Origin of the sequence: Bradyrhizobium stylosanthis, assembly GCF_001641335.1 — a bacterium.
Lineage (GTDB): Bacteria > Pseudomonadota > Alphaproteobacteria > Rhizobiales > Xanthobacteraceae > Bradyrhizobium > Bradyrhizobium stylosanthis.
The window spans coordinates 847,254-856,487 of sequence record NZ_LVEM01000003.1; the positions used below are offsets into that span (position 1 = coordinate 847,254).

Annotated in this window: 14 protein-coding genes; 8 read left to right on the plus strand and 6 right to left on the minus strand. The window is 65.3% G+C overall.

Annotated elements, in window-relative coordinates; genetic code table 11:
- The first annotated feature begins 373 nt into the window (after positions 1-373).
- The 4 genes from A7X65_RS23740 to A7X65_RS23755 all read left to right on the plus strand — a co-directional run bounded on the left by A7X65_RS23740 (position 374) and on the right by A7X65_RS23755 (position 2,445).
- The gene (locus A7X65_RS23740; protein ID WP_063689483.1) at positions 374-757 is read left to right on the plus strand and encodes a RidA family protein; all 384 of its coding nucleotides are present in this window, start codon (positions 374-376) and stop codon (positions 755-757) included.
- Between the two features lie 189 nt (positions 758-946).
- The gene (locus A7X65_RS23745) at positions 947-1,207 is read left to right on the plus strand and encodes a hypothetical protein (RefSeq protein WP_063689486.1); all 261 of its coding nucleotides are present in this window, start codon (positions 947-949) and stop codon (positions 1,205-1,207) included.
- A 241-nt stretch (positions 1,208-1,448) separates the two neighbouring features.
- Positions 1,449-1,700 carry a hypothetical protein gene (locus A7X65_RS23750; RefSeq protein WP_063689488.1) on the plus strand — a complete coding sequence of 84 codons (252 nt, stop codon included), beginning with the start codon at positions 1,449-1,451 and terminating at the stop codon, positions 1,698-1,700.
- 106 nt (positions 1,701-1,806) lie between these two features.
- Complete coding sequence (locus tag A7X65_RS23755; RefSeq protein WP_063689491.1) at positions 1,807-2,445, plus strand: hypothetical protein; 639 nt, start codon at positions 1,807-1,809, stop codon at positions 2,443-2,445.
- Positions 2,446-2,573: 128 nt separating this feature from the next.
- On the opposite strand, the gene A7X65_RS23760 is transcribed toward A7X65_RS23755, so the two are convergent.
- The gene (locus tag A7X65_RS23760) at positions 2,574-3,059 is read right to left on the minus strand and encodes a hypothetical protein (RefSeq protein WP_063689494.1); all 486 of its coding nucleotides are present in this window, start codon (positions 3,057-3,059) and stop codon (positions 2,574-2,576) included.
- Positions 3,060-3,170: 111 nt separating this feature from the next.
- Here A7X65_RS23760 and A7X65_RS23765 point away from each other — a divergent pair, with 111 nt between their 5' ends.
- A complete protein-coding gene (locus A7X65_RS23765) occupies positions 3,171-3,938 on the plus strand; it encodes an SDR family NAD(P)-dependent oxidoreductase (protein ID WP_063689497.1) in 768 nt (255 codons plus the stop codon).
- Positions 3,939-4,223: 285 nt separating this feature from the next.
- Complete coding sequence (locus A7X65_RS23770; protein WP_063689501.1) at positions 4,224-4,469, plus strand: helix-turn-helix domain-containing protein; 246 nt, start codon at positions 4,224-4,226, stop codon at positions 4,467-4,469.
- Here A7X65_RS23770 and A7X65_RS23775 read toward each other — a convergent pair.
- Positions 4,420-4,707, minus strand: coding sequence for a hypothetical protein (locus tag A7X65_RS23775; RefSeq protein ID WP_063689504.1), 288 nt, complete (start codon positions 4,705-4,707; stop codon positions 4,420-4,422). The genes A7X65_RS23770 and A7X65_RS23775 overlap by 50 nt on opposite strands.
- A gap of 158 nt (positions 4,708-4,865) precedes the next feature.
- Here A7X65_RS23775 and A7X65_RS23780 point away from each other — a divergent pair, with 158 nt between their 5' ends.
- Complete coding sequence (locus A7X65_RS23780; protein ID WP_063689507.1) at positions 4,866-5,408, plus strand: collagen-like domain-containing protein; 543 nt, start codon at positions 4,866-4,868, stop codon at positions 5,406-5,408.
- A 178-nt stretch (positions 5,409-5,586) separates the two neighbouring features.
- Here A7X65_RS23780 and A7X65_RS23785 read toward each other — a convergent pair whose 3' ends face one another.
- Both A7X65_RS23785 and A7X65_RS23790 read right to left on the minus strand, forming a co-directional pair.
- Positions 5,587-5,808 carry a hypothetical protein gene (locus A7X65_RS23785; RefSeq protein WP_063689510.1) on the minus strand — a complete coding sequence of 74 codons (222 nt, stop codon included), beginning with the start codon at positions 5,806-5,808 and terminating at the stop codon, positions 5,587-5,589.
- Positions 5,809-5,906: 98 nt separating this feature from the next.
- The gene (locus A7X65_RS23790; RefSeq protein ID WP_063689513.1) at positions 5,907-6,173 is read right to left on the minus strand and encodes a DUF2277 domain-containing protein; all 267 of its coding nucleotides are present in this window, start codon (positions 6,171-6,173) and stop codon (positions 5,907-5,909) included.
- Positions 6,174-6,298: 125 nt separating this feature from the next.
- Here A7X65_RS23790 and A7X65_RS23795 point away from each other — a divergent pair, with 125 nt between their 5' ends.
- Complete coding sequence (locus A7X65_RS23795; protein ID WP_063689515.1) at positions 6,299-7,375, plus strand: alpha/beta fold hydrolase; 1,077 nt, start codon at positions 6,299-6,301, stop codon at positions 7,373-7,375.
- Between the two features lie 51 nt (positions 7,376-7,426).
- Here A7X65_RS23795 and A7X65_RS23800 read toward each other — a convergent pair whose 3' ends face one another.
- A complete protein-coding gene (locus tag A7X65_RS23800) occupies positions 7,427-7,672 on the minus strand; it encodes a hypothetical protein (protein ID WP_063689519.1) in 246 nt (81 codons plus the stop codon).
- A 46-nt stretch (positions 7,673-7,718) separates the two neighbouring features.
- Positions 7,719-9,086 carry a S8 family peptidase gene (locus A7X65_RS23805; protein ID WP_063689522.1) on the minus strand — a complete coding sequence of 456 codons (1,368 nt, stop codon included), beginning with the start codon at positions 9,084-9,086 and terminating at the stop codon, positions 7,719-7,721.
- Between the last annotated feature and the right edge of the window lie 148 nt (positions 9,087-9,234).

Here is a 9,234-nt window from a genome sequence, read left to right on the forward strand (position 1 = left end):
AAGGCGGCCGCATTCGAGATCGCGTTGCAGGCACCGTGCCGCCACGGCGTCATGGCCGGGCTCGACCCGGCCATCCACGTCTTCCACGCGGCACGGTGAACGTGGATGCCCGGGACAAGCCCGGGCATGACGGCGGCGTTTGGTGCTCCACCCCCACCATTCCCATCATCCCATTCTGCCCCTGATTTGCCCGACGGCGCAAGCAGACGATTCTCTTTTTCAGAATTCGAAATTGTTCAATGATTTCTGTCCGGCTCCTACTGTGCATGGGGTTGTTTTCGCAACTTTTGTTTTGCCTCCTCTTCCCCAAGGCGATTGCAACTGCCCCGCATCGCGCTACGCTCACGCTTCCGACACGCCCAGAGGTGATGCAATGCCGATCCAGCACTTCGCAGCCCCGCCGCACGTCAAGGCGCCGCCGCTGTCCTTTGCGACGCGCGTCGGCGACCTGCTGTTCGTCTCAGGGATTCCCGGCTTCGATGCCTATGGCGCGCTGCCTGACGGCTTCGAGGCGCAGTTCGCCAATGTCGTGGTCAACATCCGCCGCGTGCTGGACGAGGCCGGCGCGACCGTCCGCGACCTCGCCAAGGTCAACGTGCTCTTGACCCGCGCTTCGGACGTCGCCGCCATGAACGCGCTCTATGCCGGCGCCTTCGGCCCGCCGCCTTACCCGGCCCGCACCACCTGCGTCGTGCATGCGCTGCCCGATCCGAGGATGCTGATCGAGATCGAGGCGGTGGCGTCGCTTGCCAAGTGAAACTGCCGAGTCAGCTTGCGAAGTAACCGCGGTTCGGCACCTGTGACCCATCGGGCACGCAGCCGAACCAAGTGCGCCGCACCGCCTGACATGTCCGTGAAACCGTGGCCCGGCGGCTTGCAAAGGACCGGCTTTTACCGCACGGATTTTTCCGTCACAGTTCACAAGTTCCCCACAAGGAGATACTTCATGCGTCGCGTTCTCGCCCTCTGTGCCGTTGCCGGCATCGCTAGTTCCGTGTTCGCCGTGCCCGCTTCCGCGGCGCCCGCCTACTACGTGATCCGCTGGGACAACACCGGCATCTGCCAGGTCTGGAACGAGGACCTCAAGTACAAGCCGTTCCAGTGGGGCGTGTCGACCTACAAGGTCGTCAGCAAGCCGGTCCCGACCTTCCAGGCCGCGTCCGACCTGCAGATCAAGATGCGCGCCGAGCGCCGCTGCACGCTCTAAGCTTCAAGCGACACACATCGGATTCAAAGGGCGGGTCGCGCGAGCGATCCGCCTTTTTCTTTTGGCGCACGGCCCTGCATGTCCAGCCGAAACCGCGCATTTCCAGCGCCCGTTCTTTGAACCTCATCGGCGTGCGGAACTACTCACATCTTGTCCGGGGCGCATCCCCAAAAGCGCTCCGCGCCACCCTCCCCATCATTGTCGGGAGGCGCATCACATCTTTCATTTCGAGGAGCTGATCATGCGTCGTCTTTCCATGCTGTGCGCTGCTGCGAGCCTGGCCGTCACTGCCTTCGTCGCCGCGAGCCCCGCCGAAGCCAGCTATCACCTGATCCGCTGGCAGGACTCGGGCTTCTGCCAGATCTGGGACGAGGCCGTCCCGACCACGCCGTGGCCGGCCGGCTATCACCGCGCCAGCGAGACCGTGCCGACCTTCCTCGACGCGCTCGTGCTGAAGGACAACGCGCTGAAGTCCGGCCACTGCAGCTGGTAAGATTCGATCGGCGGACGACAAGGGCCGGGCAAGGATGCGCTGCTAGCATCCTTGCCCGTTCGCGTTTCCATCCAGCGTTTCTCTTCGGTTTCTGCGGGATCAATCGATGCGCACGCTTCTCACGACGGCTGCCGTCTTCGCCCTGTCGCTCGCGCTCGTCGGCGCGGCGCCCGCGCAGGCGCCGCAATCCTTCCGCGTGATCTCGCCGATCTTCGGCCAGCTCGTCAGCTTCGCGATGCCGTCGAACTTCGCGGTGGTGTTCGAGAACACCAAGGGCGGCCGCTACATCCGCGAAGCCGTGCTCAAGGGCGAGACGCCCGAGCGCTGGACCCAGATGATCACGGTCACAGGCGAGAAGGGCATGACGCTGACGCCCGGCGCATCGCCGGAAGGTCTCGCGGGCACGATCGCCGGCGGCTTCAAATCCGCCTGCCCCGACAGCTTTGCGGCCCAGCCGCTCGGCGAAATGACATTCGGCCGCTTCGAGGCGTTCGCCGCCGTGATCGGCTGCGGCCGCATCGACAGCGGCCCGACCCGCCACAGCGAGACCGCGCTGCTGATCACGCTGAAGGGCACGACCGATTACTACACCATCCAATGGGCCGAGCGCGGCCCCGAGACCGACGAGCCACCGGTCAGGGACGAACGCTGGCAAGCGCGCCTGGGCGACCTCAACCCGATCGTGCTCTGCCCGATCGTCGCGGGGGAAGCTGCGCCCTATCCGAGCTGCGTGGGCAAGAGCTGAGGCGGCTCCGCGCTCGAATGCCGTAGGGTGGGCAAAGCGCAAGCGTGCCCACCATTCCATCCATCATGAAGATCGTGGGCACGGCGCGTTGCGCCTTTGCCCACCCTACGAGATCTCGCTTGCGGGTCTCACGCGTCCTTGTGCGCGCCGGGATGGATCAGGATGTCGCGCGCGGCGGCGAGGTCGATGAAGGCTTGCGCGCTGCCGCCCTGGTCGGGATGCGTGCCCTTGGCCGCACGGCGATAGGCCTGGTTGATGTCGTCGCAGGTGAGCTGCACCGCGAGCGGCAGGCCCAGCATCTTGCGCGCGCGATCCTCGCTCGAGAGCTTCTTCGGCATGGCGCTGCGGCGGCCGAAGCGCGGCGCGGCGAGATCGTGGACCACCTCGAGCACCACGCCGATGCGGCGCTGGGCCGCCACCGTGACGCTGTGGTCGTCATTGCTCACGGCCTGGCGCAGCACCGGAAGCGCCTGCTCGGCCGCCTGGCGCAGCATGGTGTCGGTGCTCATCCGCGCGATCTCGGCGACGAGCCGCCCCGCTTCGGCCCAGTCGGCCGGCTGTGCCGACCGCAGGCGTTCGAGACCCAGTTTCCAGGATTCAAGCCGTTCCATCATGCGCGCAACGTTTAGCAACCGGGATCAGTATGCCAAGGCCGCCGTTTCCGACCCCTTAATTTCGAGTTAGCCTTTCATGAAACTTAGAAACGAAATCGGGAGGAAAATGTCATGGCATTGCTCGCAAACCACATCGCCGTCGTCACCGGCGCCGGTTCCGGCATCGGCCGGGCCATCGCGGCCGGCTATGCCCGCGAAGGCGCGCAGGTGGTGCTGCTCGACGTCAACGCCGACACGGTCGCGGAAGCCGCAGGCGAAATCCGCAAGGTCGGCGGCAAGGCCGAGAGCTTCGCGCTCGACGTGACCAAGCGCGACGACTGCTTCGCGCTCGCCAAGCAGGTCGAAAGCAAGGTCGGGCAGGTCTCGATCCTCGTCAACAATGCCGGCATCACCCGCCGCAACGCCTTCACCGCCGAGACCGAGACGGTGGCCAAGGACTGGAACGACATCATCTCGCTCAATCTCAACGGCGTCTTCAACATGACGCAGGCCTTCCTGGCTCCCTTGCGCGCGAGCAAAGGCCGCATCGTCAATATCGGCTCGATCCAGTCTTTCGTGCATCTGCGCACGCCGAGCTCGGCGGCTTACACCACTTCAAAACACGGCGTGCTCGGCTTCACCAAGGCGCTTGCGGTCGAGCTCGGCAAGGAAGGCGTGCGCGTCAACGCGATCGGACCGGGCTTCATCGAGACCAACATCAACGCCAATGTGCGCGCGACCAATCCGGCGCTGGTGCAGGCCTTCGTCGATCACACTCCGCTCGCGCGCACCGGCAAGCCCGAGGACATCGTCGGCCCCGCGATTTTCCTCGCCTCGGATCTGTCGGCCTATGTCACGGGCACGATCGTGATGGTCGACGGCGGGTATCGGACAGTGTGAGGGGCGAACACTTCCACTACATGCACGTGTCATCGCGGCCGCCTTGTGCGCAATTGCGCACTAGGCGGACGCTGACACCGCATGTGCCGCGCGAGATTGTCCCGCTTTGCTGTGCATCCCGTGCCAATCGCGGCCGTACCGCGGCATTCCCAAGGTCAATTGGTGCGAGCGCGAACAATTAACCTTTCATTAACCAAACCCGCCCACCGTGGTTCTACGGCCTGGGGGTCGTTTGTTCTCGATCCGCTTCCAGCGAAGGAAGCGGGCGTTGATCGGGGTGTGTAGATGACCACTGTTCATGTCGCGGCGCCGCAGGACGCGCAATTCCTTGCTCCAAACCAGATCGTTCCGCTCCTGATCGGCGCAACCGTCGACGAGGTCGAGCGCGAGCTCGTGCTCCAGACGCTCGCGCGCTGCGACGGCAACCGCACACGCGCATCGCGCGTGCTCGGCCTGTCGGTGCGCACGCTGCGCAACAAGATCAAGATCTACGCAGCCTCGGGCATCGAGGTGCCGGCGTATCACGACTAGCGTGTGATGTTGCACGGTGGATCAATCCGCCTGCGAGGATCGCAAGTGCGATGGTCGCGAGCCCCGCCGCGATCAGCTCGATGGCGCGGAGCATGAACGCCGTCATCACAGCCCATGACGGCTGCGGCTCCTCGGCAAAGGCCACCGGCACCACATCCGGCACGAGCAGATGAGCAAGCCCGATCGCGGCCGCGAGAATGAGGATCGACAGGCAGAAGATCGTCCACGCTGCGCGCATCGTTCGCTCCTCGCATGGTTGTGTCGGCCTGCGATTCAATGACACGGCACAAGCCGCCGCCGATTGATGTTGATCAAGCGCGACGCAACGCGCCGGCGGAATTGCTGCTGTCGTCAAACGCCGCTAAGTAGCTTGCTTCCGATCAAGGGAGCAGTGGCGTGGCAGACGATCAGGGACGGCAGGGACCTCAGGGTCCGCGTGGACGGCAGGGCGAGCCGGGAAGGCCGGGACCGCAGGGTCATCCGGGCAAGCGGGGCCCCGACGGCGCGCGCGGCAAGCCGGGGCCACTGGGCAAGCCGGGCCCGGCCGGAAAGGCGGGACCGCAGGGCAAGGCCGGCCTGCAAGGCAAGCCGGGCGAGGCAGGTCCCCGCGGCGCGGGCGGCGCGCAGGGGCCCGTCGGTCCGCAAGGCCCTGCCGGGCCACAGGGCCCGCGCGGCGAGGCCGGACCTCCCGGCCAGCTGCCGTCGATCGAACAGGTGCTGCCGTGGCTCGATCAGCTCTTCGACGCCTGGGACGAACGCCGCCGCCAGCGCGAGCGTGACGCCGCCGAGCGGGACGCCCAGGAAGCCGCCGAGCGCGCAGCGCTTGAAGCCGCCGTGCGCGAGACCGACGAAGCGTTCGGCGACGATGAGAGCGGCGACGACGACGGCGACGATCACAAGAAAAAGAAGAAAAAGAAGAAGCACGGCCACAAGGATTAGGATAAGTGGCGCTCGCGTGCCCCGGACGCGGCGCCGCGCGAAGCGGTGCGCTGCAGAGCCGGGGCCCATGTCACCGCGGCGAGATGGGTCCCGGCTCTGCGGAGCGGCACCATAGCGCGTCGAAGACGCGCGTAACCGCGCTCATGGCGCCGCACCGCGTCCGGGACACGCAAAACAATCAAGACGTCCCGGATGAATCGTCCTTGCGCGGCAGCATGCCCATGCGCTCGAACTGCCAGCGCATGGCGCGATACCAGAGATAGCCGACCACCGCGCCGCACACGGCCAGGATGACGACGTTGGCGCTGGAGAACGAGCCGCTCCACCACATCATCCACGCGGTCCACAGCAGCGTGAAGATGATGGCACCGGCTTTCAGCGGAAGAAGGGGGCGGCTCATAATCGTGCTCCGGGCTGTCAAAACCCCGGCAGGCATCATCGCAAAGTGAGACGCCCGGTACCGTGAGCCATATCACGGAAGGCCCGGGGAGCCCGCCGCTAACCGAAGCGCAGCCGCGAGCGCTCCTTCGCCTTTCCCGCCTCCACCTCGCGGTCGCGAGCCGGTGCATGCGTGTGCAGCGAGGTCAGGAGCTTTCGCGCAGCCTCCGAGACCTCGGCCACGGCGATCTCGAACGCCGCCTCGTTGGCCTGCGACGGCTTGTTGAAGCCCGACAGCTTGCGCACGAACTGCAGGGCCGAGGCGTGGATCTCGTCCTCCGTCGCGGGCGGCTCGAAGTTGAACAGCGTCTTGATGTTGCGGCACATGCAGTCTCTCCCGATGGTGTCCTCATAAGACGAACGGCGGAGCCGAAATCCTACATCCTTACCTATCCTTCTGCTAAGGTCCGCGCCAACGCGGCCGCCCGATATGAGCCGTAGGGGAGAGGAACATGAAAGCTTCTTGCGCGGCGCTGTCGGCCGTTCTGCTGTCCATCTCGGCATCGGCATTTGCCGCCGACTATCCAGCGCCGAAACAGGGCGATTGGGTCGCCAAGGACTTCAAGTTCCACACCGGCGAGACCATGCCGGAACTGAAGCTGCACTACACCACGGTCGGCGAGCCGACCGGCCAGCCTGTCCTGGTGCTGCACGGCACGGGCGGCTCCGGCGCAAGCATGCTGACGCCCGCCTTCGCAGGCGAGATGTTCGGTGCGGGACAGCCGCTCGATGCATCCAAATACTACATCATCATTCCCGACAGCATCGGCCACGGCAAATCGTCAAAACCCTCCGACGGCATGAAGACGGGCTTCCCGAAATACAATTACGACGACATGGTCGAGGCGCAGCATCGCCTCGTGACCGAGGGTCTCGGCGTCAAGCATCTGCGGCTCGTGATCGGAAACTCCATGGGTGGCATGCAGACCTGGCTGTGGGGCGAGAAATATCCGAAGGACATGGACGCGCTGATCCCGATGGCCTCGCAACCGACCGAGATGGCGTCGCGCAACTGGATGATGCGGCGGATCATGCTCGACACCATTCGCAACGATCCCGACTACAACGGCGGCAACTACACCAGCCAGCCGCGCATGATGAAATACGCCATCACCGCCTATGGCATCGCCAGCATCGGCGGCACCCTCGCCTATCAACAGCAGGCGCCGACGGCGGCGAAGGCCGACAAGATCGTGGACGACCGGCTCGCGGCGCCGATCACGGCGGACGCCAACGACTTCGTCTATCAGTGGGACTCCTCGCACGACTACAATGCGGGCGAGAAGCTGGAGCAGATCGAGGCCTCGCTGCTGCTGATCAATTCCGCCGACGACGAGCGCAATCCGCCCGAGACCGGCATCACGGACGCCGCGATGAAGCGGGTGAAGAACGGCAAGCTGTACCTGATCCCCGCGAGCACCGAGACGCGCGGCCACGGCACCACGGGCAACGCAAAATTCTACGTCGAGCAGGTCCGCCAGATGCTGCAAACCGCGCCGCAGCGAACGGCTGAATCGGCCACCCGCTGATTGTCCGTCGCGCCATCCGCGGCGCCTGTCGCGCCGCAGGCCAATAAGCCTTCAGGTCTTCTTGAGGCCTCGCTTGGGCGAGGCCTCGACGAATTCGATATCATCGCCGAAATCATCGAGCGCGGCGCGGACGGACCTGGCGTCGGCCTCGGCGACGGTGAAGATCGCCGCAAGCGCTTCTCGCGTCTGTCCCGGAAACAGGCTCCGGGCGGTGTAGCCGGCGTCGCCGAGCGTCTTGATGATCATGCGCCGCCGGCGCTGATCGACACGATTCCGGAATTTGAACTGCACGGACATGCCGAGAACCTAGCCGTTCGCGGCGCCCGATCAAGGTCGCAGCAACCTATTTTCGCCGTTTCCGCGCCGGCTTGGCGCGACCGAGCGCAGCGGCGACGTCGAGCAGGCCTGCGCCGTATTGCGGCGTGAAATTCCGTCCCCGCATCGCCGGCAATTTGGTTGCCGTCGCGATCAGGCGCCTGGCAACCGCAAGCCCGGCCGCCCTGGACTTCGGCTTGTGGACGTAGACGAGTGCGGCGGCGCCCGTCACGTGCGGCGTTGCCATCGACGTTCCGGGCCAGGAATCGTAGCGCGTATGATCGGCGAAGCTCGCCTTCACCCGCGGTACCGTCGACAGGATGTTGACGCCCGGCGCGACCAGCTTGATATGCCTGCCCGTGTTGGAGAACGAGGCGCGGCGATGAGATTCATCGACGGCGCCAACGCCGATCGTGTCCGGGTAGCCGGCCGGATACTCCTTCGGATTGCCGCTCTCGAACTCGTTGCCCATCGCAGTCGAGATGACGACGCCGGCATCGATCAGCTCGGCGAAGATCGTTGCCTCCGCCTTCGAATGGTCCTCGCCGCCGATGCTGAGATTGATGACCTTGATGTTGGAATCGAGCGCGGCCGCGAGCGCCTTGCTGTAGAATTCGAAGTTGAAGTTCTCGTCGTCGCCCGGGCGCTTGGGATCGTCGAAGACCTTCCAGCAGTGCAGCCGGCAATTCGCGACGCCCGCGATACCGACCGAATTGTTGACGACGGCCGCGATCGTGCCGCTGACATGCGTGCCGTGGCCGAGAAAGTCGCGCGTTCCGTTGCCGTCGTGCCGGTACTCCTCGATCGCGGCTGCGAGATCGGGATGTCCGGCATCGACACCGCTATCGAGCACGGCGACATGAACCCGCCCCGCACCCGGCCGCCGCTCGTCGAACCATCTGATGGCGCGAAGACCCCATTGCCTGATCTTCATGGGATCGGCGGCGGTCTTGAGCCAGCGGCGGGGAACGGGTTCGACCAGATCGATCGCCTTGGAGGCACTCAGCCGCTTCAGAGCGGCTGCACCCATCTTCTTGTCCTTGACCTGCACGATCTGAAATCCGGCCAGCGTCTCTCGCGGTGCTGCCGTTGCGGAGCGCACGATCGAACGATGAACCGCGTCCAGCGCCTGCGGCTGCGCCGGCGCGTCACCGGCGTCGACCACGAACAGCGGCTTCATCGACTGAAGCCCGAAATTGTCCCGCAGGAGTCCGATCGGACCTCGCACTTCATCGGGCATCGCATCCGCCAGCGCGCGCGACGTGGCCGCCCGAGGCGCGTCCGCCGCGATCTGCCGGGCAACGGACGGCTTCAACCGAACGATGATCTGTCCTGGAACATTCTCACGACGGCGCGGCCGCTCGCCCGCGACCCGCATTGCCTGCGTCAGGGCCATGTTGAAATTCCTTCTTTTGAAAAGCGATAAAGTACGGCACTCGTTATAAGCGAAATCCCCTGGTGACGCCACCTGGGCAGCCGGAAAACGCCTGCTTCCGTGCTGTGCGGTGCAGTGACGGCACCGCGGCTCACATGCTATTGATGCC